The 26,051-nt window shown below is 35.0% G+C and carries 25 protein-coding genes and 4 pseudogenes; 17 read left to right on the top strand and 12 right to left on the bottom strand.

Going from position 1 to position 26,051, the window contains the following annotated elements; all coding sequences use genetic code 11:
- The first annotated feature begins 231 nt into the window (after window positions 1–231).
- The 8 genes and pseudogenes from ABWU31_RS05595 (at window position 232) to ABWU31_RS05560 (ending at window position 7,303) form a co-directional block, all read left to right on the top strand.
- Window positions 232–561, top strand: coding sequence for a transposase (locus ABWU31_RS05595; RefSeq protein ID WP_007548762.1), 330 nt, complete (start codon window positions 232–234; stop codon window positions 559–561).
- Complete coding sequence (locus ABWU31_RS05590) at window positions 545–1,180, top strand: transposase (protein ID WP_082246250.1); 636 nt, start codon at window positions 545–547, stop codon at window positions 1,178–1,180. The genes ABWU31_RS05595 and ABWU31_RS05590 overlap by 17 nt, the downstream gene beginning before the upstream one ends.
- Window positions 1,181–1,487: 307 nt before the next feature.
- Window positions 1,488–2,675 carry an MFS transporter gene (locus tag ABWU31_RS05585; RefSeq protein WP_006279883.1) on the top strand — a complete coding sequence of 396 codons (1,188 nt, stop codon included), beginning with the start codon at window positions 1,488–1,490 and terminating at the stop codon, window positions 2,673–2,675.
- Between the two features lie 60 nt (window positions 2,676–2,735).
- A complete protein-coding gene (locus tag ABWU31_RS05580; protein ID WP_006279881.1) occupies window positions 2,736–3,041 on the top strand; it encodes an integration host factor subunit alpha in 306 nt (101 codons plus the stop codon).
- Window positions 3,041–3,367 (top strand): MerR family transcriptional regulator, encoded by a 327-nt coding sequence (locus tag ABWU31_RS05575; protein ID WP_006279880.1) that lies wholly within the window; start codon window positions 3,041–3,043, stop codon window positions 3,365–3,367. The genes ABWU31_RS05580 and ABWU31_RS05575 overlap by 1 nt, the downstream gene beginning before the upstream one ends.
- A gap of 45 nt (window positions 3,368–3,412) precedes the next feature.
- The gene (locus ABWU31_RS05570) at window positions 3,413–4,009 is read left to right on the top strand and encodes a murein hydrolase activator EnvC family protein (protein ID WP_006279879.1); all 597 of its coding nucleotides are present in this window, start codon (window positions 3,413–3,415) and stop codon (window positions 4,007–4,009) included.
- 12 nt (window positions 4,010–4,021) lie between these two features.
- Window positions 4,022–6,538, top strand: coding sequence for a leucine--tRNA ligase (gene leuS / locus ABWU31_RS05565; protein WP_077188483.1), 2,517 nt, complete (start codon window positions 4,022–4,024; stop codon window positions 6,536–6,538).
- A 128-nt stretch (window positions 6,539–6,666) separates the two neighbouring features.
- Window positions 6,667–7,303 (top strand): annotated as a pseudogene (locus tag ABWU31_RS05560) (hypothetical protein).
- Window positions 7,304–7,840: 537 nt separating this feature from the next.
- Here ABWU31_RS05560 and ABWU31_RS05555 read toward each other — a convergent pair.
- From ABWU31_RS05555 to ABWU31_RS05545, 3 genes and pseudogenes are all read right to left on the bottom strand, one after another.
- On the bottom strand, window positions 7,841–7,975 hold the full coding sequence (locus ABWU31_RS05555; RefSeq protein ID WP_406829215.1) for a transposase: 135 nt from the start codon (window positions 7,973–7,975) through the stop codon (window positions 7,841–7,843).
- A 364-nt stretch (window positions 7,976–8,339) separates the two neighbouring features.
- Window positions 8,340–8,879: pseudogene (locus ABWU31_RS05550) on the bottom strand (IS5 family transposase); the annotation flags it as partial.
- Window positions 8,880–8,902: 23 nt separating this feature from the next.
- Window positions 8,903–9,735 (bottom strand): IS5-like element ISWpi1 family transposase gene (locus tag ABWU31_RS05545; RefSeq protein ID WP_353271062.1). Its coding sequence is split into 2 segments (ribosomal slippage): window positions 8,903–9,366 and window positions 9,366–9,735, totalling 834 coding nucleotides; the frame shifts between segments, so codons are not numbered across the junction.
- A 57-nt stretch (window positions 9,736–9,792) separates the two neighbouring features.
- Between ABWU31_RS05545 and ABWU31_RS05540 the strand changes: the two are divergent.
- The 3 genes and pseudogenes from ABWU31_RS05540 to ABWU31_RS05530 all read left to right on the top strand — a co-directional run.
- Window positions 9,793–10,080: pseudogene (locus ABWU31_RS05540) on the top strand (ComF family protein); the annotation flags it as partial.
- Between the two features lie 64 nt (window positions 10,081–10,144).
- A complete protein-coding gene (locus ABWU31_RS05535) occupies window positions 10,145–10,756 on the top strand; it encodes an ankyrin repeat domain-containing protein (RefSeq protein ID WP_353271166.1) in 612 nt (203 codons plus the stop codon).
- On the top strand, window positions 10,753–10,953 hold the full coding sequence (locus tag ABWU31_RS05530; protein ID WP_353271165.1) for a hypothetical protein: 201 nt from the start codon (window positions 10,753–10,755) through the stop codon (window positions 10,951–10,953). Before ABWU31_RS05535 ends, ABWU31_RS05530 begins: the two co-directional genes overlap by 4 nt.
- A gap of 1 nt (window position 10,954) precedes the next feature.
- Here ABWU31_RS05530 and ABWU31_RS05525 read toward each other — a convergent pair whose 3' ends face one another.
- The 5 genes and pseudogenes from ABWU31_RS05525 to ABWU31_RS05505 all read right to left on the bottom strand — a co-directional run bounded on the left by ABWU31_RS05525 (window position 10,955) and on the right by ABWU31_RS05505 (window position 17,842).
- Entirely contained in the window at window positions 10,955–12,499 is a 1,545-nt protein-coding gene (locus ABWU31_RS05525; RefSeq protein WP_236515210.1) for a UDP-N-acetylmuramoyl-L-alanyl-D-glutamate--2,6-diaminopimelate ligase, read from the bottom strand.
- Window positions 12,474–13,707: pseudogene (gene metC / locus ABWU31_RS05520) on the bottom strand (cystathionine beta-lyase). Before metC ends, ABWU31_RS05525 begins: the two are co-directional and overlap by 26 nt.
- A 7-nt stretch (window positions 13,708–13,714) precedes the next feature.
- Window positions 13,715–13,999: a BolA family protein gene (locus ABWU31_RS05515; RefSeq protein ID WP_077188332.1), complete on the bottom strand. Its 285-nt coding sequence runs from the start codon at window positions 13,997–13,999 to the stop codon at window positions 13,715–13,717.
- Between the two features lie 70 nt (window positions 14,000–14,069).
- Window positions 14,070–15,992 carry a molecular chaperone DnaK gene (dnaK, locus tag ABWU31_RS05510; protein ID WP_353271164.1) on the bottom strand — a complete coding sequence of 641 codons (1,923 nt, stop codon included), beginning with the start codon at window positions 15,990–15,992 and terminating at the stop codon, window positions 14,070–14,072.
- 86 nt (window positions 15,993–16,078) lie between these two features.
- Window positions 16,079–17,842 (bottom strand): ribonuclease E/G, encoded by a 1,764-nt coding sequence (locus ABWU31_RS05505; RefSeq protein WP_077188334.1) that lies wholly within the window; start codon window positions 17,840–17,842, stop codon window positions 16,079–16,081.
- 149 nt (window positions 17,843–17,991) lie between these two features.
- On the opposite strand from ABWU31_RS05505, the gene rpmG reads away from it, so the two are divergent.
- Together rpmG and ABWU31_RS05495 are read left to right on the top strand one after the other, a co-directional pair.
- Complete coding sequence (rpmG, locus tag ABWU31_RS05500; RefSeq protein WP_006279743.1) at window positions 17,992–18,192, top strand: 50S ribosomal protein L33; 201 nt, start codon at window positions 17,992–17,994, stop codon at window positions 18,190–18,192.
- Between the two features lie 25 nt (window positions 18,193–18,217).
- A complete protein-coding gene (locus ABWU31_RS05495) occupies window positions 18,218–18,511 on the top strand; it encodes a helix-turn-helix domain-containing protein (protein ID WP_353271163.1) in 294 nt (97 codons plus the stop codon).
- Window positions 18,512–18,549: 38 nt separating this feature from the next.
- On the opposite strand, the gene ABWU31_RS05490 is transcribed toward ABWU31_RS05495, so the two are convergent.
- Window positions 18,550–19,431, bottom strand: coding sequence for a zinc ABC transporter substrate-binding protein (locus tag ABWU31_RS05490; protein WP_012673303.1), 882 nt, complete (start codon window positions 19,429–19,431; stop codon window positions 18,550–18,552).
- On the opposite strand from ABWU31_RS05490, the gene ABWU31_RS05485 reads away from it, so the two are divergent.
- Window positions 19,423–20,163, top strand: a complete 741-nt coding sequence (locus ABWU31_RS05485; RefSeq protein WP_353271162.1) for a metal ABC transporter ATP-binding protein — start codon at window positions 19,423–19,425, stop codon at window positions 20,161–20,163. The genes ABWU31_RS05490 and ABWU31_RS05485 overlap by 9 nt on opposite strands.
- Window positions 20,160–21,590, top strand: coding sequence for a 2-polyprenylphenol 6-hydroxylase (gene ubiB / locus ABWU31_RS05480; protein WP_353271161.1), 1,431 nt, complete (start codon window positions 20,160–20,162; stop codon window positions 21,588–21,590). Before ABWU31_RS05485 ends, ubiB begins: the two co-directional genes overlap by 4 nt.
- Window positions 21,591–22,006: 416 nt before the next feature.
- Here the strand turns inward: ubiB and ABWU31_RS05475 are convergent, their stop codons facing one another.
- From ABWU31_RS05475 to ABWU31_RS05465, 3 genes are all read right to left on the bottom strand, one after another.
- A complete protein-coding gene (locus tag ABWU31_RS05475; RefSeq protein ID WP_022626381.1) occupies window positions 22,007–22,318 on the bottom strand; it encodes a transposase in 312 nt (103 codons plus the stop codon).
- A gap of 191 nt (window positions 22,319–22,509) precedes the next feature.
- The gene (locus tag ABWU31_RS05470) at window positions 22,510–22,818 is read right to left on the bottom strand and encodes an IS630 transposase-related protein (protein ID WP_353271160.1); all 309 of its coding nucleotides are present in this window, start codon (window positions 22,816–22,818) and stop codon (window positions 22,510–22,512) included.
- A 216-nt stretch (window positions 22,819–23,034) separates the two neighbouring features.
- Window positions 23,035–24,648, bottom strand: a complete 1,614-nt coding sequence (locus ABWU31_RS05465; protein ID WP_353271159.1) for a hypothetical protein — start codon at window positions 24,646–24,648, stop codon at window positions 23,035–23,037.
- 180 nt (window positions 24,649–24,828) lie between these two features.
- Here ABWU31_RS05465 and ABWU31_RS05460 point away from each other — a divergent pair.
- A protein-coding gene (locus ABWU31_RS05460) for an IS630 family transposase (RefSeq protein WP_265029767.1) occupies window positions 24,829–25,840 on the top strand; the annotation gives its coding sequence in 2 pieces (ribosomal slippage) (window positions 24,829–25,290 and window positions 25,292–25,840; 1,011 coding nt in all).
- Window positions 25,837–26,049, top strand: a complete 213-nt coding sequence (locus ABWU31_RS05455; RefSeq protein ID WP_353271158.1) for a hypothetical protein — start codon at window positions 25,837–25,839, stop codon at window positions 26,047–26,049. Before ABWU31_RS05460 ends, ABWU31_RS05455 begins: the two co-directional genes overlap by 4 nt.
- The last annotated feature ends 2 nt before the right edge of the window (window positions 26,050–26,051 follow it).

Genomic DNA, 26,051 nt, shown 5'->3' with positions numbered 1-26,051 from the left:
CCCAAGTAGCCTCCTATGGTGTCATCCCAGTGCCCAGACACTGGGATCCAGTTGAGCTATTTCAACAAAAATACTGCATTTTGAGATGAACGTTTATTTTCACCAGATTATTTACAAGTATAACAATTAAAGTCTGGATTCCAGTGGGCTTTGTTGCATAGCAACTGAAAAATCTGGTGGCTACTGACAAAATTCATTATAAAATAGCCATTTAACCTTGAAAGAAAAAATATGCCACAAAAAATGAGGGTCAGTAACCATAGCGAATATAACAAATTTCTAGAAAAAAGAGGAAATATTTTTCATTATATCAACGAAGCCATAGAAAAGTGGTACGAGAATGGTCCAAAAATACCAGGTGGCAACAATATTTATAGCGATAAAGTTGTAATTTTGGTGCACATAATAACTTGTTTATTTAGAATAGGCCTGAGGCAAACAGTTGGGTTTATAGCAGGATACCTTGAGCAAATTGGGAAAAATTTGCAAGTTATCAGCTATTCACAATCATCAAGAAGGTTTAAGAAACTCAATATTAAGATCAATGATTGCAGAAAATAATATGGAAGATATCGAAATTGCTATAGACAGTACAGGAATTAGTATATACAACAACACTCCTGGTCATAGCAAAGAAAATAGCGAAGATAGAAAGTATCGCAGCTATGAACAGACAAGAAAATTGCATGTAATGTTGAATACAAACAGCAAAAAAGCCATAGCTGTAAAATACAGTAACGGTGTCTACTCTGATCACTATGGAGCTTGTGATTTGCTAAAAGAAGTCGATTTTCAGTATGTCATAAAAGTACTATATGCAGATAGGGCATATGACAGAGAAAAGCTCTATAAGCTGTGTAATCAATATGGTATAAAAACGAAAATTCCTCCGAAAAACAACGCAGCAGAGCATCCAAAATTGGATTATATGCTTGATAGAAATGCCGCTATTCAGTTAATGAAATTACATGGTGAGAATGGTATAAAAAGATGGAAAGAAGAAGTAAATTACGGAAAAAGATCGTATATTGAAGGATTTTTCTCAAGGTTGAAGCGAATATTTGGGTTTAGTTTTAGGAGCAAATCTGAAATTAATCGTGAGAAGGAACTGCTACTCAAGTGTTATTTGCTTAACAAATTTACTGAAATAGGCATGGCTAAGTTTGAGATAGCTTCATGAATTTATTGTACGTTACCTACTATCCGAAGAGCGATGCAACAAAGCCGGCTGGATTCCAGTGTCAAGCACTGGAATGACACCGTCTTGGATGGAAACCAGTGTTGGCTACTCGGATGACATCATAGGGGCGCTAGGATGACACCCTGACAATCGTCATCCCGCTGCTTGTTAGCGGCTAAGAGATACCGCGGCGGCATGACGTAGGGAAACCGTTTTTTGGGTTAGCTATAACAGTAGTCAGGAAACAATAGCTTAAAAAGAGACTTAGTGTTAAATTTCTAATAGATTACTTATAAAAATAAATCTTATGGAAAGCAGAGCTAAGGCTTGGTTCATTTGGCTGATTAGTAACTTGGTTGTTATATTCAGCAACATGCAGATAATTTATACCTTTATAAGTGTAAATCTCGAAAAGGAACTTGGACTTACAATCGCGCAAGTTGCACTGGCTAATTCAGTATATACTTGGACTTTCGCCATCTTACAATTTTTTAGTGGAGCAACGTTTAATGTTTTTTCCAGTAAAAAAATTTATTTTTTCTCGTTATCAACTATGATCTTGGGGTTTTTTGTCCTTATTAATAGTGACAATTTCTCCCATTTGATTTTGTCTCAAGTGTTGATTGCAACTGGAGCATCATTTGGTTTTATTGGTGCTGCTCACACAAGTAGCATATGTTTTTCCGCTGCCCAATTTGGACTAATGTTTTCACTAGTGCAGACAATTTCAAGCCTTTCTGCTTTGGTAATTCAAATACTGTTCTCTAACTTGCTTGCCGAAGATGCATATTGGAAAAATCTGATTGTATGCATAATACTATTTGGTGTGTTGATATTTGTACTTACGCTTTTTTGTCCAAACACACTTCCAGAAAGCAGCTCAGAAAAGCGCACAATAAAAAGCTCTATGAAGACAGTAATGTGCTCTATATTAACAGTGCTAAAATTAAGAGATATCTGGATAACTTCAGTGGTGGGTGCTATTACTTTTGGAACATTTTTAGCACTTAATACCTTGTGGGCTCCAAGGTTACTGGGCAACTCAGAACTCAATGCAATGGAGTCAGGTATAGCAACTGCAATACTATGGCTTGGTCTTGCAGTTGGTGCTCCAATTGCAGATCGAATCTCAAACTTATTTAAAAATAGGAAACATGTAATTTCTGCTTTTGCTTTATTGCAAGGCGTCTCAATTATTATTTTACTATACAGCCATTTAACAGTCCACGTTGTGTACTTTTGTATGTTAATGTTCGGGTTTTTTGCGGGAGGACATATGCTTAATTTTACTGTCGGCAGCGAGATTGTGAAACGAAAATACATCAGCACATCATCATCCATTATCAATGGATTTATGTTTATTGGCAGTGGAGTTATAGTGTCAATGTTAGCACTTTTTACAGATCATAAAATGGCACTTTTTGCAATATTTGCGATATTGATAGTTGCCGGTATTTTAAATTATGCAACAAAAGAGACATACTCTAAAAAATAAAGTAGCTGAATCTCGAGTCGATTGCTATATTATATTTACGTATTGTAATATTTATCAATAATGGATCACGTTACAACAAAAGACACAACAGTAACTAAGGCAACGATAGCTGGAGATATAAACCAAGAAATAGGATTATCAAAGGAAGACTCTGTTTCGATAATAGATGATATATTGGACGAAATAAAGACAAGCTTGGTAAAGGATGGAATAGTAAAAATATCGTCATTTGGAACATTCTTGGTTAAGAAAAAGAAGGAAAGACCAGGAAATATACCAAATACATCGGAGAAAGTGATGATTCAGGCAAGAAATTCAGTTTCTTTTAGGCCTTCAAAAATTATAAAAAAATCAATCAATAATTAATGAACAAGGAAAAATTATTTTATACGATTGGGGAAGTAGCTGAAGAGCTACATTTGGAACAGCATGTTTTGAGATTTTGGGAAGGTCAATTTCATCAAATTAAGCCTACAAAGCGTAAAGGAAGAAGGCTATATGATCGCAAGTGTATAGAGGCCATAAAGAAAGTAAAATACATGCTATATGATAAAGGATATACAATAAAAGGAGTGCAAAAAGAATTTGGTAATGATATAAAAGTCACAAAGAATTTGTTGCAAGAACTCACCGATTTGAGGGACTATTTAACTAGTAAAATAAATAACGAGGAAAGTAACAAGCAGGCGTGAAACACTACGTCTCGCTAAAATTTTGGAGTTTTGTGAGAGTTTAAAATGTGGCATATAGCCTCATTTCTTATGTTATTAGCAATATTAATAGGCTGTGGCCTGCAAAAACCTGCACCTGTGCTGCTTAAAGGCGAAGAATTTTACGGAAAAAGAGATCTGGAATATACAAGAGAGTACCATTTAATTAGGGAGCCTTCAGTGCAAAAAGAAAGTAGAAAAGCCATCATAAATAGGATATACAAAGATAACAATAATACACAAAATGTGGGGGTAAATTGTAAATTTGTAATGCCAGTTAAAGGTTCAGCTACCTCTTCTGATGAAATGTGTAAGGATGGCATAAAAATTGCTGCTCAAAATGGAACGAACGTAGTTTCCTCTGCACCAGGCAAAGTGATATATGTAGGCAAAGGGCTGAGATGGTATGGGAATTTAATTATAGTGGAACACAAAGATAATTACATGACTGTGTACTCCTATTTAAAAAACATACATGTTGAAATTGGCGATAAAGTAAAGCAAGGTCAAGTAATTGGATCTGCAGGTAAATCAAGCACACAAGATAAAGATCCACAGATGTGTTTCACAATACGACATAATGGCCAAGCGGTTGATCCTTTGATGCATATGAACTGTAATTGAATTTGGATTTATATGAAATATGATTTTAAAAGTGTTGAAAAATTTTATCAAGATAAATGGGATTTTTCTGTAAGCAAGAGTGGTAAACAAGAAAAGTGTTACGTGTTGGAAATGTTTCCATATCCATCTGGTAAAATTCATATGGGACACTTACGTAACTATGCAATAGGGGATGTGATAGCGCGTTACAAGAGAGCTAATGGATTTGAGGTTTTGCATCCAATTGGCTGGGATGCGTTTGGATTACCAGCTGAGAATGCAGCAAGGGATAACAATATTAGCCCCGAAACATGGACAAAAGAGAATATAGATAATATGCGTACACAGTTGAAATCTATAGGTCTTTCTTATAATTGGGAGCGTGAACTCTCCACATGTGAGCCTGATTATTACAAACACGAACAAAAATTTTTCCTGGATTTTTTAAAGCATGGGCTTGCCTATCGAAAAGAATCATGGGTTAACTGGGATCCAGTGGACCAAACAGTGCTTGCAAATGAACAGGTGGTTGATGGAAAAGGATGGCGATCAGGTGCAGTTGTTGAAAAACGTAAGTTGTCCCAATGGTTTTTAAAGATTACTGATTTCGCTGAAGATTTACTCAAGTGCCTGCAAAGTTTGAAAAATTGGCCAGAAAAAGTCAAAACAATGCAGGAGCGTTGGATAGGAAAATCTGAAGGAGCAACTATAGAGTTTGAAGTAGTTGGCCTGAATAAGAAATTAAAAGTTTTTACAACTTATCCTCATACTTTGTTTGGGGCTTCTTTTTGTGCAGTGGCAGCAGAGCATCCTATTGTGCAGGATTTAAAGAATGGTTCTTCTGTTGTCATCCCAGTGCTTGACACTGGGATCCAGGAAATAAAATCGAAAAGAGAGAACGATGAAAAAATAGGAGTTTACACCGGATTAAACGTCAAACATCCATTTCTTGATAAGGAATTGCCGCTTTACATAGCGAATTTTGTGTTGATGGAATATGGGGAAGGCGCGATTTTTGGTTGCCCTGCACATGATCAGCGTGACTTTGAATTTGCACAGAAATATAATTTGCCGATAATTCCCGTTATTTCTTCAGCCCACTTAGGTGTCATTCCAGCGCGTGACCAGAATTCTTACAATGGATCCCAGTGTCAAGCTACTCAGATGACAAAGGAGGCGTATACTGGAGACGGGACAATGTTTAACTCCGAATTCTTAAACGGATTAATGGTTAGTGAAGCAAAGGAAGCCATAGTTAAAAAATTTGAAGAAAAAAAAATAGGCAAAAAAACAATAAACTATCGTTTGCACGATTGGGGAGTTTCAAGGCAGCGTTATTGGGGATGCCCTATACCTATCATATATTGCAAAGATTGCGGAACTGTTCCAGTGCCAGAAAAAGACCTTCCTGTAGTTCTACCAATAGATGTAGAATTTACAAGTGGTGGCAATCCGCTGGATAAGCACCCAACTTGGAAATTTGTTGATTGTCCAAAGTGCGGAAAGCAAGCAGAGCGTGAAACTGATACATTCGACACCTTTTTTGAATCTTCCTGGTATTTTGCTGCATTCTGTAGTGAAGATAAATCAATAGACAAAGATGCATGTAATCGTTTTATGCCTGTTGATTATTATATAGGTGGGATAGAACATGCAATTCTGCATTTGCTTTATTCAAGATTTTTCTGCCGTGCTTTAACCAAATGTGGCTATTTTGATATTAAAGAGCCTTTCTCTACTTTAATCACTCAAGGAATGGTCTGCCATGCAACTTATAAAGACGAAAATGGTAAGTGGCTATTTCCCGCAGAAGCAAAAGAGTTGATTGCACAAGGAGCTAAGGTTCAAGTTGGAAAAGTCGAGAAAATGAGCAAATCGAAAAAGAACACAGTTGATCCAAATTTTATCATAGAAAAGTATGGTGCTGATACTGCCCGCTTGTTTGTGTTGTCCGACACTCCTCCGGAGAAAGATATGGAATGGTCCGATGATGGCGTGGAAGGTTGTTCTCGTTATGTAAATAAATTGTGGCGTATGGTCATGCAGCTAAGACCTGTAAATATACACTATGATAATGAAAATGTTACGGGTGGACTTCTAGAGTACAGAAAAAAAATTCATAAACTCTTACACGGACTTACAGATGACTTGGAAAACTGCAGATTAAACTGTGTAGTGGCAAAATTTCGTGAGATGACGAATTTAATAGCTGAAATAGACGTAAAAACTGGAAAATCTCTTATTGATGAAGGTATATGTATATTAATCAGAGTAATCGAACCATTCATACCACATCTAGCTGAAAGCCTATGGCAAGAAATAGGAGGTCAACCTTGGCCAAAAGCTGATGAATCATTATTAGTTGACGATACGGTAACTATAGCAGTGCAAATCAATGGAAAATTACGTACAACAATCAAGGTGGCAATTAACTTACCTCAAGAAGAATTGAAGAAAATAGCGATAGACTCTGTGTCCAGTAAGATCGATCAAAGCAAAGTTCGCACTGTATATGCTGTACCAAATAAGATAGTAAATATAGTTATATAAAAGACCTGAGTAGTACGTTTTATATAATCTGATTTTATGGCTATACTTTTTTTGACATGTAGTTATATCTTTTTTAATATAAAGGATATATACTTATGCATTATATATTTTTTTGTATGAGGAGTTATATGAAAATAAAGAGATTGTGCGTTTTGGCTGTGTTGCTTACTTCATCTCTAGCAGGTGCAGCTAGTAATAGTGCAAGTAAGTCAGAAGATAAGTACTATGCAGGTTTAAACTTTGGTGCTGGTTGGGGTGGTGGCTTTAAAATGAAACCTGGTGTTGTTCTTGGTTACCATTATGACCAAAACTCTAAATTTGAACTTGAGGTTCTCAGTAATATTAAGTCATTAAAGAGCATAGGAGCTAGCTTATTGGCAAACTACCGCTTCTATCCTGACCTTGATATTGATCCCGTTAAACTATATGTCAGCGGAGGTTTAGGAGGATATCTCCAAATAACACCTTTTGGCTTTGGTGTTAGTGATACAGTTGATGGTGATGACAATAGTTCACAAGAAAGAAAAAGAAAAGGAAGAAGAAACACAAGGTGCTCCAGAATCAGGTGGTGAAGCTGCTGGTTCATCTGTAGTAGATAAAATACTGAGTTCTATTTCCTATAAACTAAAGTTAGGTGTTGATTATGAAATTACTCCGCAGATAATTGGTGCAGTTGGTATGACCGTGGGTGGGCAACTAAGTGGTATAAAAGCAAAACAAATACCAGATGCAACTCTAGAGATAGGGGTACGTTATAATTTTTAATGCTGCTACTTAGTTCATAAAGGTAGAGACGATGTTGAGGATGAAATAAACAGCATTAAAAAAAATCCGAAAACGTATTTTCGAATATGGTTTTGAACGCTAGCTATAGATTAGAAAAATAACAAGAAAAAGGGTAAACATACTGTAATTGCTGTTGAATGATGGAGTCCATTATTTTAGCACGAAGTAACGAATTCAGTAGAATAAGTTCTTCAAAAATAATTTAAACTTTTATTAGTAGGAGCAGTCTCATGGAATATTATAGCGATCTCACTAAAAGAAACTTTTATAAGTATCGTTGATGAGAAAGGAAAAATTGTTAAGGAAGAAGTTGTTGCAAGAGAAAGTAAGGCAATAGCTGAATTTTTTCTTGGTCAAGGCAAAAAATATGAATCCATGGGAATAGAAAGTGGACAGTTATCAATTGACCTTACCCAGAAAAAGTGGAGAGAAAGTTTGGAATGTTTTTTACAAAAAGAATGATGCATCAAATTGTTCTGGAATGCAATAGTTAGAGGTTGTCCACAAACCAGTAAATCAAGCATATTCCCTACTTAACATAACTTTACTCATAGCCAGATATATGAAACTTTCAGTAGATGTTGTAAGTAAATCGTACTCCTTTGATAGCCTTCTATTTCTATTGATCCAAGCAAAAGTCCTCTCTACCACCCACCTTCTCGGCTGTACTGAAAATCCAGGATCCCGTTGGGCTTTGTTGCATCCCTAGCTATGATGGATAAAGATAAAAAAGATGGAGAATATCAGTAGCTTATTATTCTGGTATTTATAACAAGAACGGTCAGTGAATACCTAAATTTGAGTAAAAGAAATTTCACTACCACTCACTAATCCGGCTAAAATTCAAGAATTTCAATGCTTTAGCTATTTTCAATAGAATTAAATTTATTAATGTAAATAATAAATTACTATTCTTAAATTTGATCAGATTGATTGCAAAAAAACAAGATTTTCAATAGGTTACTTATAATCCTAACTATAGTTAGCCTTTCATAAGTAGCGATGCAACAAAGCCATCCCGTTGTGGCAATAGTTCTAGTGGTGTATCTTTATGCACCCAAAACCTACATGGAGGCCTTTTGACAATTTCAATATCTATCCCATATTCTCTCTTTACGTAATCCTTTAAATCTTTTCCTTGGTATCCCATATCAGCCCACATTTTCTTAATATTGCTGTATTTTTCCTTCATATTGTCCAATGCCATCTTCACCCCATCTCTGTCATTTTCGCTTGCAGCTCCTACATAGCAACCAAGCACAAATCCTTGAGTATCTGTGATTATATGTCTTTTTCTCCCCTTTACCTTTTTCGCACCATCATAACCTTTGCCCCCCTTTTTCCGTGGTTTTTACCGATTGACTGTCCACTATGCATGCGCTCGGCTTCCCATTTTTGACCTACTATATTTAGTGATATCATAGTTCATTTTCTCAAAAATTCCCTGCTTTTTCCATCTTCTAAACTGTTCATGCACAGCCTTCCACGGCGGAAAATCGTGTGGTAAATAGCGCCATTGACATCCTGTGCGCAGTATATAAAGAATTGCATTTAGAGGTTGTCCGGAAACTAGTAAATTCAAGCATATTCCCTCTTTAACATAACCCTACTCATAGCTAGGTATATGAAATTCTCAGTGGATGTTGTGAGTAAATCATACTCCTTCGATAGCCTTCTATTCCTATTAACCCAAGCAAAAGTCCTTTCTACAACCCATCTTCTTGGCTGTACTTTAAACCCTTGTTCTCTTGTTGGTAGTAGCTCAGGTGGCGTATCTTTGTGCACCCAAAATCTACATGGAGGCCTTGTAACAATTTCAATATCTATGTCATATTCTTCCTTTATGTGATTCTTTGAATTTCTTCCTTGGTATCCCATGTCAGCCCACATTTTTTTAACTTTAGTATATTTTGTTCTCATATTGTTTAATGCTATTTTAATACCATCTCTATCATTTTCGTTAGCAGCGCCTACGTAACAACCTAGTATAAAACCCTGAGTGTCTGTAATTATATGCCTTTTTCTACCCTTTACTTTTTTACTTCCATCATAGCCTTTGATCCCCCCTTTTCTGTAGTCTTTACAGATTGACTATCTACTATACAGGCACTCGGCTGCTCATTCCTTCCTATTTTTCTTCTACTATATTTTGTAATTTCATAATTCATTTTCTCAAAAATTCCCTGCTTCTTCCATTGCCTGAACTGCTCATACACAGTCTTCCATAGCGGAAAATCATTTGGTAAATACCGCCATTGACACCCTGTACGCAATACATAGAAAATTGCTTCTAATATTTCTCTTTTGCTATACTTTGGCGGCCTTCCTCCTTTCTTGTATGATACTCTGAAGTGTTTTTCTATTCTTGCCCATTCCCTTTCGCTTAGATCTGTTGGATACTTTTTTCTCATCTTTACCCCGTACTAAAATTTCAGATATTATAGCCTTTTACTTGTTTCCGGACAACCTCTAAGTTGTCCAATTTATCCTATACGCCATTTGCAATAAAACGCCTTCGCCATACTGTGCCTCAAGCTGGTCTTTCACTTAAACAGCGTGAAAAAAACTTAAAGAAGGCTTTTAAAACAAGCAACAAGAAAATTATCAAAAATAAAATCGTGATATTAGTTGATGATGTGGTAACAACCGGAGCAACTGTAAGATCTTGCTCTCAGGAAATTTTAAACTCCGGTGCAAAAGAAGTGAGAGTGCTATCACTTGCAAGAACGGTAAATGATTGTGAAACTATTACGTAAAAATCTTGACTTGTTTTTGTTTTATCTATAAAATAACTTATAGCAAATAGTTGTTGGAGAGCTTATGAGTATAAAAGAGCAAGAAATTGATGCCATATTCCAAGAAATAGAGCAAGAATCAAAAGAAAGTGACATAATTGAAGAAATTAAGCAAAAGCTGCTCGTATGTAACCAAGATACATACAATCAGTGGAAAAGACTTAATTTTCACATAGATCATTTATTTGAAATACGGCAAGAGATTACCCATGCTTCTAGGTATTATACTACTGCGTTAAATATTGCTGCTCATAAAGGCTTAGTAAAAACAGTAAGACGTCTACTGGAGAAAGGTGCAGAGGTTAGTACACGCGATGGTGGTAGACACACTGCTCTGCATTGTGCCGCTAACAGCGGTAATACGGAAATAATAGAATTACTACTGGAGCAAGGAGCATATATTCACTCATGTTCTAAACTTGGCTCAACACCGCTGCATTTTGCTGCTACTAATAATCATATAAATGCAGTGAGGTGCCTGTTAAATAAAGGAGCTAGTCCTTTAGCACTAGATAATAATAATTCCATTCCCAGTATGTTTGCTACAGACAAAGAGGTGATTGCTGTCTTGGAGAAAGCAGAAGAAGAAAAACATAAGAGAGAAATGGAATGTAAGAAAAAAAGGCAAGCAAAATGATTGCTGTAGGTGGTATTGCAACTGCATTGATAGTGGCGGGTATTGGATACATTGTTGAATTACCTATACTAGTAACTATTGGTATATCTGTATCCATTGCATTAGTATCTGTTTGCATTGCGTACGTAATGTCAAAACCTAACACTAAAATGGAAGAAACAGAGAGTTTTGTGCAGAAAGTTGGCCAGAATATATAGGTCAAGATGCAACTTTATTTTTAATAACCTCAACATCGCTAAATTCAAAAGTTTGGTTGCCTATAATTTGAAATTTCTCATTTCCCTTTCCTGCAACTAGCAGAATCATACCCTCGTTATAGGCAATATCTACGCCTTTCTCTATAGCTTCTCTCCTACCTCCTATCTCCAGTGCATCAGGGCAATGTAGCAAAATATCGTGGCGAATTTTTGCCGGATCTTCATCACGCGAATTATCATCTGTAATTATTACTTTATCTGCATACATTTGTGCTATTTTGCCCATTTCTGAACGTTTCGTCTGATCGCGATTTCCACCGCATCCAAAAACTAGAATTATTTTTTTGTTGATATGCCATTTTAAAGACAATAGGGCTTGTTTAAGCGCACTTGGAGTATGAGCGTAATCCACGAATGCAAAAGGTTTCACTTTTTCCATTCTTCCTGGTGGAGAAACGAGTTTTTCTACGCATATTTCTCTGTAATTTAATCCAGATATACCAATTGCACATAGCAGATTATATGCTTGAAATTTTCCTAAAACTGGGAAAAATGTATTGTAAATTTGGTTATCAATTTTTACTGTAAGATGTTGACCATTAGGGGTTGATGTTTGCTCTAATAAAGTAATATCAGAGCCTTTTTTTCCATAAGTCACAACTTTATTACTGCGTTTTTCAGCTATTTTAAGCAATGCGCCATATTCATCTATATCCGCATTTAAAATCGCTGTTTTTCCTTCTGGTAATACTTCGTAAAATAACCTTTTTTTAGTTTCTAAATATCCACCAAGACTTTTATGGTAATCTAAATGATCTTGCGAGAAATTAGTAAAAGCTGCAGCACTCAACTTTAATCCATGGATTCTGTATTGATCAATCCCATGACTTGATGATTCCAACACTAAGTGTTCTACACTTATACCACGCAATGTTGCGTAAAGGTCTTCTGCACCTGGAGTGGTAAGGCTGTTGCTATTACCTTTTCTGCCATTATTGATGCATGTTCCAAGTGTTCCAATAGACGCAGCATTATAGCCAGAGTTTTGCCAGATCTGGCGGCAAAATTCTACTACTGAAGTTTTACCATTTGTACCAGTTACAGCAGCAACATATTTGGGCTGTTTGAATTGATAAAACCTGCTGACTATTTCACTGTATATTTCTTGAGGGTTTAGGTGTTCAAGCACTGCAAAACCCGGAGTATTTGTCATGCAAGTAGCTGACACTGGAATCCAGTTTTTATTATACAATTGCTTAGTGTGTTCATTTACAATTAAATTTTCTGGATCCAAGTAGTCAAGCACTGGGATGACATCTTTCTTGGCCCCTTGTATCACAACGTCTACACAGTTGTGTACGTAACACTGTGATTCAGTAGGAAGGATATGGATTCCAGTATCGCATGTTGCGTATTCTTTACTCCTTTCTGACACACAAACAAAAAGATAACCTTCCTTGACTCTCTTGGGATTACATGTAACGCCCTTGATTTCAATATCAAAGTTAACATCAATAATGTTATGCAGTAATTCTCTCAGTTTCATCTGCCAGCTTTGATATTCAAACATGGCAGTCTTGCTAGTGCAGCATTTAAATCAGAGATCAAATCCTCAGAATCTTCTAGTCCACAAAATATCCGCATGAAACTTCCACCATAATCTGAATTCATTACAGATCTTGACATAGATCTACGATCTATTGGTAATATCAAACTGTCACACCCTCCCCAAGAAGCACCAATACTAAAAATTTTCATATGATCAACCATGCAGCTTAGTTCTTCACATGAATATTCTCTATCCAGTATTATACTAAATACGCTACTTGCTCCTTTGAAGTAACTTTTCCATAATTCGTGTTGAGGATGGGAGGGAAGTGCTGGATACAAAACTTTTTTGATTTTTGAATGTTTTTCTAGCCACTTTGCCACTTCCATTGCTGTATTTTGGTGCCTTGCCATACGTGCATGCAGTGTTCTTAGTCCCCTATGTGCAAGGTAGCAGTCGTGCGATTGAATGGTTACTCCATAATTTTTATAGCTCTCATAAAGCAATTTAAAAGTTTCACCTTCAGCAACCATAGCTCCCATCACTAAATCTGAGTGACCGGCTAGATACTTTGTCACCGCATATAGTGCAACATCAACTCCATAATCAAGCGGCTTAAATAACAAAGGAGTGGCCCATGAATTGTCACAAACGGTTACAATTCCACGTTCTTTAGCAACTTTTACTATATGCTCTATATTCGAAATCTCAAACGTTACAGAACCAGGAGTCTCGATCATTATCAATGAAGTATTACTCTGAATTAAATCAGTTATATCCTGTGTTGGATCATAAAAAGTTACTTCTGTTCCTCTTTTTGGTAGCTCATTTTCTGCAAACCTCCTAAGCCTATAATAACTATTATCTTGAATTAAAACGTGCGAGCCTGCTTTAGCGAAAGTTAGAATAGCAAAAGTAAGTGCAAATAGTCCGGAAGGATAAATAAGCGCTTGTCCACTCCCTTCAATTTCAGCCAGTGCATTTGAAAGATAATGAACAGTAGGAGTACCAACATTACTGTAGCTATAATCCCTTGCAACACCATCGTTGATTACATCGTATATACTTTCTCCATTTGCTGCATTTAAGTAGTCCTTGTAAGTAGGGAATAATATGGTAGAAGAATGATAAACTGGCGGGTTCATGGAACCTTTATAGTCATTAAATTTTCTTCCTGCTTTAACTAATATAGACTCTTCCTTCACATTTTTATTATTTATTTTTTAAATTGTACTCATCTTGCGTATACAAGTGAAGAGAAATTGCATGTATTAGCTCTATCTCACCCTTCAATAACTCATAAATCAACTTGTGTCTTTTTAGAACGCTCATTCCAATAAAGCCGTCAGATATTAATATTAATTTAATGTGCGAAGGTAATGTTGAAGATGAAGCAAAATAATGATCAGCATGCTTTGCTGATTCATCGATAATGTTGATATCAATTACATCTATCGAATCGCGTATCTTTTCTTCTATTGTTTTAATAATATCCATAATGGTTTCTTTAAGCAACAATATGCTCTTCTTGTCATCCCAGTATCAGCTACTTGGATGACAATCGCAATTACTTATTCTCTTCTTTATTATCTACGTCTTGATAATCAGAATCTACTACTTTTTCCTCTTTATCATTTGGATTTCCTTCTGATGAAAAGCCATTTTCAGCACTATTTTGTTGAGATGCTTGATACATAGCTTCTCCAAGTTTCATAGATAATTGAGAAAGATTAGTGACTTTCTGCTGTATTGAATCAGCGTCATCAATGTTATCAGATTTACTAACTTCTTTTAATTCGTTAACTGCATTTTCAATAGCAGATCTATCTTCTGGTGAAACTTTATCACCATACTCTGTCAGAGACTTTTCTGTAGAATGGACTAAGCTATCCGCTTGATTCTTCACTTCAATAAACTTTTTGCGCTTTTCATCTTCTTGCGCTTTTTCTTCAGCTTCTTTTACCATGCGATTTATTTCATCATCAGATAAACCACCTGAAGATTGAATGCGTATTTTTTGCTCTTTTCCAGTAGCTTTATCTTTTGCAGAAACGTGTGCTATTCCATTTGCATCTATATCAAATGTCACTTCAATTTGTGGCCTTCCGCGCGGAGCAGGAGGTATCCCTTCCAAACTAAACTGACCGAGTAGCTTATTATCAACTGCCAGTTTTCTTTCACCCTGATGCACCTTAATTGTAACAGCTGTTTGGTTATCTTCTGCAGTTGAAAACACCTGAGATTTTTTAGTAGGAATTGTAGTATTACGCTCAATAAGTGGAGTGAATACTCCTCCTAGAGTTTCAATACCAAGAGAAAGTGGGGTCACATCAAGTAGTAACACATCTCTTACATCACCTTGAATGATCCCCGCCTGTATTGCAGCTCCAATTGCTACAACTTCATCAGGGTTAACTCCTCTATGTGGATCTTTGCCAAAGAATTCTTTAACTTTCTCTATGACTTTTGGCATACGAGTCATGCCACCAACAAGAACCACTTCGCCAATTTGACTAGCAGATAAACCAGCATCCTCAAGAGCTTTTTTACAAGGAGCCATAGTTCTTTCGATTAAATCATTCACTAAGCTTTCAAGTTTTGCTCTCGTTAATTTCATATTTAAGTGTTTTGGACCACTCGCATCAGCTGTAATAAACGGTAGATTTATTTCCGTTTCCATTGCACTTGATAATTCAATTTTCGCTTTTTCAGCAGCTTCTTTGATTCTTTGCATAGCCATTGGATCATTTTTCAAATCAATGCCATTACTTTTCTTGAATTCATCTAGTAAATAACTCACTACTCCATTATCAAAGTCTTCACCTCCAAGATGGGTATCACCGTTTGTTGCTTTCACTTCGAAAACTCCATCACCTATTTCAAGTATTGAAACGTCAAATGTACCACCACCAAGGTCATATACTACTATTGTGTGCCCATGTTTCTTATCAAGACCATAAGCAAGTGCTGCAGCAGTCGGTTCATTTACTATTCTGAGTACATTTAATCCGGCAATTTTTCCTGCATCTTTTGTTGCTTGACGTTGAGAGTCGTTGAAGTATGCTGGCACTGTTATCACAGCATCTTTTACTTCCTCTCCAAGATAAGCTTCTGCTGCCTCTTTCATGTTTTGTAGTATAAATGCACCAATTTGACTAGGAGAATATTCTTTATTATCAGTTGTTTTAACCCATGCATCACCACTTTTTGCTGCAAATACTTTGTATGGTACACTTAGATTTTTCATCTCAGGATCACTATATTGACGGCCTATTAATCTCTTAGTAGCAAAAAAGGTATTACTTGCATTGGTGGTTGCTTGCCTTTTTGCTGGAGCACCAATCAACCTTTCTCCTGAAGAAGTAAATGCAACTATAGATGGAGTAGTTCTTGCTCCTTCTTTATTCTCTATTACCTTTGTATCTTTGCCCTGCATTATTGCAACACAAGAATTTGTTGTTCCGAGATCTATGCCTATTGCTCTTCCCATAATGAGTACCCCATTGTAAATATTATCTGATATAAGAATATATAAGTATAGGGCTCATTAATTACAAGCCCAATTTAGGTTTCTAATTAGTTATTAGAACTTAAAAGGCGCGAAAGCCACTTAGTCAGCCAAAAATTGCCTCGTAGTTTATTTGAATTATCAGCTTCTTCATTGCTGCTATCCCCAATTTGGTATCCAGAGTTCTGTAATGGCTTATAACCGTTTAAATTAACATCATCTCCTTGTTTTAAAACAAATGTATTTACATCTAAACTGTTATCAATACTAACGTTCAATGTAATATTAAACTCTTTTTCGATTGTAGAAACTGTATTGCGTTTGTTATTAAAAATGTGCGCTATAACTGCACTGTGTGCTACTAAATCAAAAGACTTATTTCGATTCTTGTTAGCAATATGTTGTAAGTCCCTTAGTATTGATGAAACAATTACTTCGTTTGATTTTATTCTTCCAGTACCTTTGCAGTGTAAACATTCTGTAGTATTAATTTCTTGTATGTTTGGTTTAATTCTTTGTCTTGAAAATACCATTAAACCAAAGTCATTTATGTAGCTAAATTGAACTTTAGCTTTATCGTCTTTAAACGCTTGCTTTATAGCAGACTCAACAGCTCTGCAATACTGATATTTCAACATATCAATAAAATCGACTACTATTAATCCTGATAGGCCCCTAAGATTCACCTGTCTTGATATTTCAGGTACTGCTTCCATGTTGGTTCTATAAGCTGTTTCTTCTATGCTATCTTCTCCTGTCATCTTTCCTGAATTTACGTCTATTGAAACAAACGCCTCAGTTAAAGTTATTATCAAAGACCCACCAGATGGCAATTCTACTCTATTGCTATATAACTCAGAAATTTGATCTTCGATTCCGTAGTAAGTAAAGATCGGAGCATAACCTCTATACAATCTATAGCGCAACTTACTACCTTTTAGTGCATTGTTAGCATATTGCTTAACTGCTTCAAAAGATTCCTTTCCAGACACTATAACTTCTATACCATCGCTACAAAAATCACGAACAGATCTCATAATTACATCTGCTTCGTTGTAAATTAATGATGGAGCATTTACAGAGAAGGCATTTTTTTGAATGCTCTGCCATAATGAGGATAAGTAATTGTAATCTTGCTCAATTTCTTTCTTACTTTTTCCTGAACCAACAGTTCTTACTATTAAACCTGATCTTTTTGGCAAGTTTATTAAATTTAGTATATCCTTTAACTGCTTTCTGACATTAGCATCTTCAATTCTGCGGGACACTCCACCTTTGCTCATGGAATTTGGCATGAAAACACAGTATCTACCCACTAAAGTTATGTATGTTGTAAATGAAGCTCCTTTATTGCCTCGTTCCTCTTTAGTTAGCTGAACCAATATTTTTTGATTTACTGAAATAACATCTTGTAATTTGTATTTTTTATATAAAGGTACCTCTCTTACAAAACCACTACCTGATTCGTTGACATTCTTACTAGCTGCAGAATCTGAAGAAACATTTGCTGAGGCTTCTTCTATACAATCGTCATTTGAGTAGCCCTCAAAGATAGTTTCCTTTTCTTTTTCTGGAATGTTGAAGTAATCTAGAGATATCTCGGAAAAAGACAAAAAACCTTGCTTATTTTTTCCATATTCAATAAATACGGCTTGCAAAGAAGGCTCTATACGCTTTATATAAGCAACGTATATATTACCTCTTAATTGTTTTTTTTCCTTGAATTCTTGTTCAAATTCTACAACCTTGTTATTAATTGACAAGGCAACTCTTACCTCATTAGAACAGATAGAATTTTCTATCAATAATACCCTTTTACCACTATTTATCACTTATTTACCGTTTGCTTTTTATTCTGAAGTTAACTTTATGCTACTTAATGCACTGTTGATTGTCAAGGATTTTGCAATCTGCATTATTCGATTGACTTTTAGTATTTTGCGTAATAAACTCGCATAGAATTTATTATATCATTATAAGTATGGCGAAAAAAAATGCTTCTTTGCTTGTTAAGTTAGTCAGCACTGCAATCAAGACAACAAGAGCTGGTGAAGAAAAATCAACAGGCTATTTTTATGTAAAAAAGCGTAATCCAAAAAAGCTCACCAGAAAACTGGAGTTTAGAAAGTATGACCCAGTAGTCAGAAGGCATGTGCTATTTAAAGAAGAAAAATTAAAGTAGTTTTTTTATAGGAAAGTTTATTATTATGCAAAATTTACAATTAAGTTATCCTGTAATAATAGAGTTGGACAATGTAAAGGATACAAAACTGAAATTAATAAAGGTCATTGCACAATTAATAGGTAAGAGATACACAACACAGAAAAAAGCAGCAAACGCTCTAAAGATTGATCAGCCTAAAGTATCTCAAATCAATAGGTCAAAAATCGAAGGGTTCTCCTTAGGATACTTGCTTAACTTATTGATTGTATTGGGCCAAGACATAAACGTAAGAATAAAGCATAATTCTAAACCTGCACAATATGTAAAGGACAAATAAATGCAGAACAATAAAACAGTAAGCTAAAAGGGAACTTATTACTCAACAAAACAAGACTTAAAATTTTGTGCAATGTTATTGATTATAGCTAGATATGCATCTTTTCCAGGCTCTATGTCTGATCCAATAGGATCAAGAACTACCATTTTTGCGTCATTAGAAAGAGCATTAGGCTTTATGCTGTCTTCCTGTGAATGAGCAAATATACATTTAACGTTTTCTTCCTTCATTATCTTTTTTAGCTTCATTAAACTCCTCATACCTATGTAAGAATCCTCTTCTATGGAAAGAATGGCGCTTGGGTGATTTAAACCAAAATATTTTTCAAAATATTGATAAGCATCGTGAGTGACGATATATTTTTGATTTTTAAAATCATTCAGTTCTTTCATGATTTCTTTTACTTCTTGGTCTATTTTTTTTATAGCTTTTGTTGCATTAGAGTTGTATCGATGGGAATTTTCTTTATCTATGTTAGACAATGTTGCACTTACAGAAAGTATCATGCTCTTTGCATTTTCGGGACTCAGCCAAATGTGTAAATCTTTTTCATCTTTAATGTGAGTAATTTTTCTAGAAAATGAATGTGGCCGAGTAGGAAGTAGGTTGATTGCCTTTGACAATTGCACTAGTTCTTTATTATTTTTGGCGAAAGTTTGAACAAACGTCTCTAAGTTATCGTCAACATAAAATATAACGTCACTTGATTCTAAATTACTCGCATCAGATGGCTTTAATATATAATTATGCGCAGATGTTGCATAGCCAAGCAATTCCGGTTCTAAAATCCCTTCTGTAATAGAAGCTACAAGTGAGTGGATAGGTTTGATTGTAGCTACAACTTTTAAATTGGATGAAAAGGCGATATTATAGTATAGTGTAAATGAAAGTAATAGAAAAAAAGTCAGTAAATGTCTCATATAAACGTTGAGAAGAAGTTAAATTTTGTCAATAAATTGAATAATGTCAATAATCGTGTTCTAAAAATAGAAAATCTTGCTCTCACATATGATGGTAAAAGAATCCTTGACAATATCAATATGTCCATGGAAAGAGGAGACATAATTACAATACTTGGTCCAAATGGTGGAGGTAAAACCTCTTTAGTGAAAGCAATTGCTGGCATAAATAAAAGCTGTACCGGTAATATCGTATTTGCTGACAACATAAAAATTGGCTATATGCCGCAAAATTTTAGTATTAGTAATTTGATGCCAATAACAGTTGAATATTTCCTTTTAAATAGCTCCTTGAAAAGACTAAAGAAAAATCAATCCATTATTACAGAAACGATAGAGTTGGTTGGTATCGGTAACATTTTGAAGAATCAAGTGTTAGAAATTTCTGCAGGGCAAACACAATTATTGCTACTTGCACGTTGTTTAATTGCAGAGCCTGACTTGATCATTCTAGATGAACCAGTTAGTGCAATGGATATTAACGCGCGGGCTAAATTTTATGATATTATAAATAAAATAGCAAAAAAACGATTGGTATCGATTCTTATGACTTCTCATGATCTTAACTCTGCTCTACCATCCTCAGATTACATAATTTGTATAAATAATACTATCTATTGCCAAGGCAAGCCTGATGAGATTATGAAAAATAGAACCCTAAATGAAATATTTAGCAGTTACGCAGCGAAATGATTCAAAATATTTTGCGTCTTCTGCACATAACTACGGTGCTGACGCGTTACAATATATTACCTTATTTACTTCCACCATCAAAAAAATCAATAAATAAAATACAAGGCCACAAGCTAAAGTGTGCTCTTGAAAAATTAGGTCCGGTGTTCATTAAGTTTGGGCAGTCTATCTCATCACGTACTGATGTTTTAAATGAAGATATAACAAATAACTTGTTATTGATATGTGATAGATTGCCATCATTTTCACATAAAATAGCAGTTAAAACTATAGAAAGTGAGTTTAATTGTAAATTGAGCGACATTTTTTCAAGCTTTTCTGAAAAGCCAATTGCAGCAGCATCGATTTCTCAGGTGCATAGAGCGGTTACAACTGAGGGTAAGGAAGTTGCTGTGAAGGTTTTAAGGCCAAATATTGAGAAAACATTCTCAAGAGATATAAAAATGCTTTCTTGGCTTGCAGAAATTGCAGAAAAATTTAGCGAACAATCAAAAAGGCTGAGGCCAATTGAATTAGTTAAAACTTTTGCTGAAATTTGCCGATTAGAGTTAGATCTACGTTTTGAAGCTGCTCACTCTTCGGAACTAAAGAAAAACACAAAAAATGACAGAGGTTTTTATGTACCTGAAATAGATTGGAATAGAACTGCAAAAAAGGTTTTAACATTAGAATGGATAGAAGCAACGCCAATATACGAAGTTGAAAAACTGAATAATCATAAGCAAATAGCTATCAATCTTATAGAATCGTTTTGTAATCAGGTATACAGGGATTGTTTTTTTCATGCTGATATGCATCCTGGAAATCTAATGGTTGATAGTAATAACAATATTATTGCTCTGGATTGTGGAATCATGGGTAGAATAGATCGTGAGACATGCTATTACGTTATAGAGATACTCAAAGGCTTTTTAAATCGGGATTATGATCACGTTGCAAAAATGCACTTTAAAGCTGGTTACGTTTCATCACAGCATAGAAATTTTGTCACAGCTTGCAGGGCAATAGGTGAACCCATTATTGGGCAGCCTATACAGAAGATTTCATTTGCTAGTTTACTTGCTCAGCTATTAAAAATAACTGGTGATTTTGATATGAAAGTTCAAACACAATTGTTATTGCTGCAGAAAACTATGATTTTACTGGAAGGGACATGTAGAAAGATCTACCCAGAAATCAATATGTGGAAAGTAGTTGAAGCGTGGATAAGCAGTCAACATGAAAGTAAAATAGGGTATAGGGAAAAAATTAGAAGTTCTTATCCTGTAAAAACAATCCAAGGGATATTTAGCCTTATAGAAAAATTAAACCTAATAGCTGATAAAAAATTAGAAAACATCCAAATTAAAAATAAATCAAATGGAAAAGTCTATTTTTTATTGTGGTTTATAATTATAATTCTAATCGTTAAACTTTTAATTTCTTAAACTATGGGAAAAAACTGCGTCAAATCCAATTTTTATTCAACTTAATTTTTAATCTGCAGGAGCCGAGTTGAGAATGTCCAATTTTCCACTTTCTTTATGTATCTGTTCAGCAGAGTGGCAAAATAAGGTAGACGAGAAAAGACAACTATAGGAACAAATGGGTGTCATGCCAGTGCGTGACACTGGCCTCTTGTTTCAATGTTAAACAAAATACCATAGAATTCAAAAAGACAATTCCTAGAAAATTTCTACATCTAAAAAAGGCATAAGTTATGTTAATGCTGTTTGAATGAGATGATATAAAGATAAGCCAAATTTTTACAAAGAAAACATTTCAAGCAGCAAGACACCTTTGATTGAAAGAGAGCACCAAATTTATGGGGTGAGTAACTGTGCTATTTCAACTATAGTATTTTCTAAAACGAATGATAAACGTCTAAAATGGTATTACCAACTAAAAGGTGTAAGTCTGTACATTGATGCATTAGAGGTCTGAGGCAACTTTTGATGGTGTGCCAACAATGCTCTATCGGATTTAGATCAGGTGAATATGTTGGAAGATAAAGCAAATGACAGCCAAAAGACTCTATTAATGACTTTGTTTTGGGAGTTTTATGGAATGTAGCATTATCCATAACTATGGTTGTATCACGCTGTAATTGTGGAAGTAATCTTCGCTCTAACCATACATTAAATATATCTTTATTACACCCTCCTGTGAAGGTCATTGGTGCAATAAACTTCTCATCCACCTATTATACTCACTCTTTCCCGCTTTTTTCCTGGAACATCAGCATATATTTTTTCTCCTCTTGGAGCTCGTGCATATTCTCGGTATAGTCTATTATCAACTCCTGCTTCATCTATATATAAAATGCTACAGTGGTCTATTTTTGAGACTTTATCGATAAATTGCTGCCTATCTTCTTGATTGCGCTCTTGATAGAATGTGACTTTTTTTAAAGGTTATTTTTAGCTGTCTTAATCTATAACAAATTGCACTTATCCCAAAGCCAAGGTTTTGTTTCATTTCTGCTAGTGTGTGATCTGGGTGTTTTTTGACATATTCTTTGAGTATTTCTGGATCTATTTTTCGAATAAAACCAGTACTTTTTACCGCTTTGAGACCTTGGCCAGTAGCTTTCTTTTTTAGCCATCTATATAGTGTTGCTATCCCTATCTCAAAAACCTCTGCAACTTCAACCTTTGACTTTCCTTTTTCTACCAAAGACACTGCTTTTTCCCTTAAATCTACACTATATACCATCGCTTTCCCTACTTTAAAAAAACATATTATACCTTTATCATTCGCTTTCGAAAATACTATAGTTAGCGGAATGACGGTTTTTCAAATTGTCGGTAAATCTAAGTCAGTTTAGCTATAATTTCCTAAATTTGCTCACAATCTCTTGACTTGACACATATGTTTTTTTCCCAAATGTTACTATCTTCCTCCTTTTCCTTTCTCAATTTGTGCAACCATTTCCTTTACATTTGCATGCGTGAGAAGGGAATTTTTGCTGACATGAGATTTTGGATCAGATTTTGCTGTTACGTGTTTCGTTGCAGATCTTTTATTCTCTGTTAGAAATGAATGAGATTGTTTTTTCTTCACACCGATATCCGCTTGTGCTGCTGGAGTGGTTTTGCTTTCAGCAAGCTGTACATTAGCATTTCCTTTTGCTTGATTTTGCTCAAATTTTTCTTTTAATGCCTTTACTTTACTGCCCATCTCGCGATTAGCTCCTCCTTTCATAGTAGCTGCTGCTACTTTTGGTATCGCCTTACCAGCAGCTTTTTGTGCTGATTTCCTATTGTCTTGATTTTCAGATTTTAGTGGTACTCTTTCAGCTGATTTTTTAAGAATTACTCCTACTACTTTTGGCTCTGTGCTTACTTTTTGATTAGCACGGCTTAGATTTTTAGGCTTTGGCGGTACTGCAGGTTTATCTTTGATTACCACTTTCGATTCTTGTCTAACTTCTTGACCAGTAGTAAACATTTTTTTTGGCACTTGCGGTGGTTTTGGTGGTACGAGGGATTGAGGTTGTTGTTTCTGCTTACGTTCTCTTTTTGCTTCTATATGTTCTTTAGGAACTGTTGCATAAATTGGCTCTTCTTTGGGCGATTTTGAACTCTGCGAATTTTCTATTAAAATTTTACTCTTCTTCTCTTGATAATTTGATATCTCTTTGTATACAGACTCTTCATTTAATGAACTTCCATAGCCTGAATCTTCTCTCTGCTCATATAAAGGATTTTCCTTTTGCTTTTTCTCTTGATAATTTGATATGTCTTCATATTCAGACCCCTGATCTAATGAACTTTCATAGCCTGAATCCTCAGAAGGATTTTCCTTAGCATCAGGCATACTAAAACTATTAGCTCCTTTTAGTAAAGAAGATGTAGACTTTGCCTTGCTTTCTCCATCTGAGGATATTTCTGATTTAAAGCGTACCTTCCTCGAATCTGGAGCAGCCGGAGGTGCTGTTGTTGGTCGCTTTATTTGCCTCATGCGATTACCACCTAATTTTTCTTTCGGCTGTTCTTCTTTTCGCAGCTCAAAAGTACCTTCCTTTTGCTTTCTACCTTCCAAACTCACTTCGTGTGATCTATCTTTTCCTTGACTCTTTTCACTTTGTTCTAAATTTAAAGAATCTTTTAAAATATTATTTTTTCTGAAATCTTTTTCTAATTGTTCCAAGAGATCAATTTTTTTTAAAATTCTTGTATACTTAGCTGCTGTTTCTAAAGTGAAACTTGACAACTCATCATTTAAAAAATTACTTATACTACTGTTCTTGGTTGGAAAATTTTTTCCCAAAATTCTATTCATTAATGTTTTAAAAAGACCTAATGGCTGTTCTACATAATTGTTCAAGTCAGTATATATAACAAACTCAGCTATACCTTTTGCCTCACCTGTAAAACCTTCTAATGCATGAGATAAATCCCTTAACGTTTTGTTATATTGTTTCTCTGCATTTCCTAGCTTTACAGCTTTGATCAGAGAATCGAGATTTTTTTTATAGTTCTCACTTTTAAATGGATTATTCATACTAATTACAGCTCATTATTTATTAAAATATAGATCTAAAATATTAAGATCTAGTAAATGTTACTTTTGTAATTCATGTAGAACTATAGCTATAATAATACCAATTCCCATTACAGGGCAAACAGATGGACAATGATGGAAGAAAAGCCATACTGAAGTAAGTAAAATAGCGAGGTTTAAATGGCATTAAGATCAAAATTATTGGATGAAAAAGTAGTAGAATCAGCAAAAGAAATGCTGAAGAAAGTAAGGAATAATGCATATGTTTCAAAAAAACTAAATGCTGTAATTGCAGCAAAAAAGTACAGTATAACGGCTGTAGCAAAAATATATTGCATTTCAAGAAGCGCACTAACTTCGTGGGTAAAACTCTTGAAAATTGGCAGAGAAGAAAAACTGTTTGCTCCTTCACAACGTCGTAGAAAAACTAAATTAAATCAGGCTCAACTACAGCAAATTGAAGAGTGGATAGAAGAAAATCCTAATATCACCATTAAAGAAATGAGAATAAGAATCCAGGAAAAGTTCGGATTAAATATCAGCAAATCTACAGTACACCGCCATATGCAAAAGATGAAATTCTCATATATTACACCAAGACCAGTTCATAATGGACAAGATAAAAGCAAACAAGAGGAATTCAAAAAAAAATCTCAATGGAGCTATTAGCAAGTATCCAGAAAAAGAGCTATTTTTCTTTGATGAATCACGGTTTGGCACACATTCAAAAGTTGGACATGGGTGGTTTAAAAAGGGGATTAGAACACAGGTTAAAACAAAATTAGGTAGGCAAAATTTCTATCTCTATAGTGCAGTTAATCCTAGAAATGGAGAGAGTTCTAGCTTATTTGCACCAAATGTCAACACTGATTGCATGAACATATTTCTTGAGCAAATTTCGCAATATCTAGAAACACGAGAGGCTTTTCTCGTTATGGACTGTGCTAGTTGGCATAGGTCAAAAAATTTAAAGGTACCTAAAAATATCGACATTATATACCTACCTCCATACTCACCTGAGCTAAATCCTGTTGAGAGGCTTTGGTTATATATAAAACAGAACATTTTGCGCAATAAAATATACGATACAATTGCTCTACTTGAGGGTGCTTTGTGCAAATTTATTACTTCTCTTGCCAGCTCCACAATTAAACAACTCTGCAATGTTTCCTATTTGACTGGACAACAATGAGAATTGGTATCAGTACTCATGTAGCAGATATGAAAGCACTTAATGATCTTATAAATAAATTTCAACCTGCAATTATGGCTATTGGTAACGGTAAAATAGAAGATGTAGAACAAAAAGTTAATGAGAAAGCTCAGGAAATGGAGCCAGATTCTCAATTAGGTGATTCAAGTACTGAACGAGTGAGTGAAGAAGAAAATAAAACCCTCTGATG

Origin of the sequence: Wolbachia endosymbiont (group A) of Alloplasta piceator (assembly GCF_964028505.1) — a bacterium.
Lineage (GTDB): Bacteria > Pseudomonadota > Alphaproteobacteria > Rickettsiales > Anaplasmataceae > Wolbachia > Wolbachia pipientis.
This window is presented reverse-complemented; position numbering and strand designations above follow the sequence as displayed.

Excerpts from the sequence above, each read along its gene's own strand:
- ABWU31_RS05595 (WP_007548762.1), top strand. The coding sequence starts at position 232 with ATGCCACAAAAAATGAGGGTCAGTAACCATAGCGAATATAACAAATTT.
- ABWU31_RS05590 (WP_082246250.1), top strand. The coding sequence starts at position 545 with ATGATTGCAGAAAATAATATGGAAGATATCGAAATTGCTATAGACAGT.
- ABWU31_RS05585 (WP_006279883.1), top strand. The coding sequence starts at position 1,488 with ATGGAAAGCAGAGCTAAGGCTTGGTTCATTTGGCTGATTAGTAACTTG.
- ABWU31_RS05580 (WP_006279881.1), top strand. The coding sequence starts at position 2,736 with ATGGATCACGTTACAACAAAAGACACAACAGTAACTAAGGCAACGATA.
- ABWU31_RS05575 (WP_006279880.1), top strand. The coding sequence starts at position 3,041 with ATGAACAAGGAAAAATTATTTTATACGATTGGGGAAGTAGCTGAAGAG.
- ABWU31_RS05570 (WP_006279879.1), top strand. The coding sequence starts at position 3,413 with ATGTGGCATATAGCCTCATTTCTTATGTTATTAGCAATATTAATAGGC.
- leuS (WP_077188483.1), top strand. The coding sequence starts at position 4,022 with ATGAAATATGATTTTAAAAGTGTTGAAAAATTTTATCAAGATAAATGG.
- ABWU31_RS05535 (WP_353271166.1), top strand. The coding sequence starts at position 10,145 with ATGAGTATAAAAGAGCAAGAAATTGATGCCATATTCCAAGAAATAGAG.
- ABWU31_RS05530 (WP_353271165.1), top strand. The coding sequence starts at position 10,753 with ATGATTGCTGTAGGTGGTATTGCAACTGCATTGATAGTGGCGGGTATT.
- ABWU31_RS05525 (WP_236515210.1), bottom strand. The coding sequence starts at position 12,499 with ATGAAACTGAGAGAATTACTGCATAACATTATTGATGTTAACTTTGAT.
- ABWU31_RS05515 (WP_077188332.1), bottom strand. The coding sequence starts at position 13,999 with ATGGATATTATTAAAACAATAGAAGAAAAGATACGCGATTCGATAGAT.
- dnaK (WP_353271164.1), bottom strand. The coding sequence starts at position 15,992 with ATGGGAAGAGCAATAGGCATAGATCTCGGAACAACAAATTCTTGTGTT.
- rpmG (WP_006279743.1), top strand. The coding sequence starts at position 17,992 with ATGGCGAAAAAAAATGCTTCTTTGCTTGTTAAGTTAGTCAGCACTGCA.
- ABWU31_RS05495 (WP_353271163.1), top strand. The coding sequence starts at position 18,218 with ATGCAAAATTTACAATTAAGTTATCCTGTAATAATAGAGTTGGACAAT.
- ABWU31_RS05485 (WP_353271162.1), top strand. The coding sequence starts at position 19,423 with ATGTCTCATATAAACGTTGAGAAGAAGTTAAATTTTGTCAATAAATTG.
- ABWU31_RS05490 (WP_012673303.1), bottom strand. The coding sequence starts at position 19,431 with ATGAGACATTTACTGACTTTTTTTCTATTACTTTCATTTACACTATAC.
- ubiB (WP_353271161.1), top strand. The coding sequence starts at position 20,160 with ATGATTCAAAATATTTTGCGTCTTCTGCACATAACTACGGTGCTGACG.
- ABWU31_RS05475 (WP_022626381.1), bottom strand. The coding sequence starts at position 22,318 with ATGACCTTCACAGGAGGGTGTAATAAAGATATATTTAATGTATGGTTA.
- ABWU31_RS05465 (WP_353271159.1), bottom strand. The coding sequence starts at position 24,648 with ATGAATAATCCATTTAAAAGTGAGAACTATAAAAAAAATCTCGATTCT.
- ABWU31_RS05455 (WP_353271158.1), top strand. The coding sequence starts at position 25,837 with ATGAGAATTGGTATCAGTACTCATGTAGCAGATATGAAAGCACTTAAT.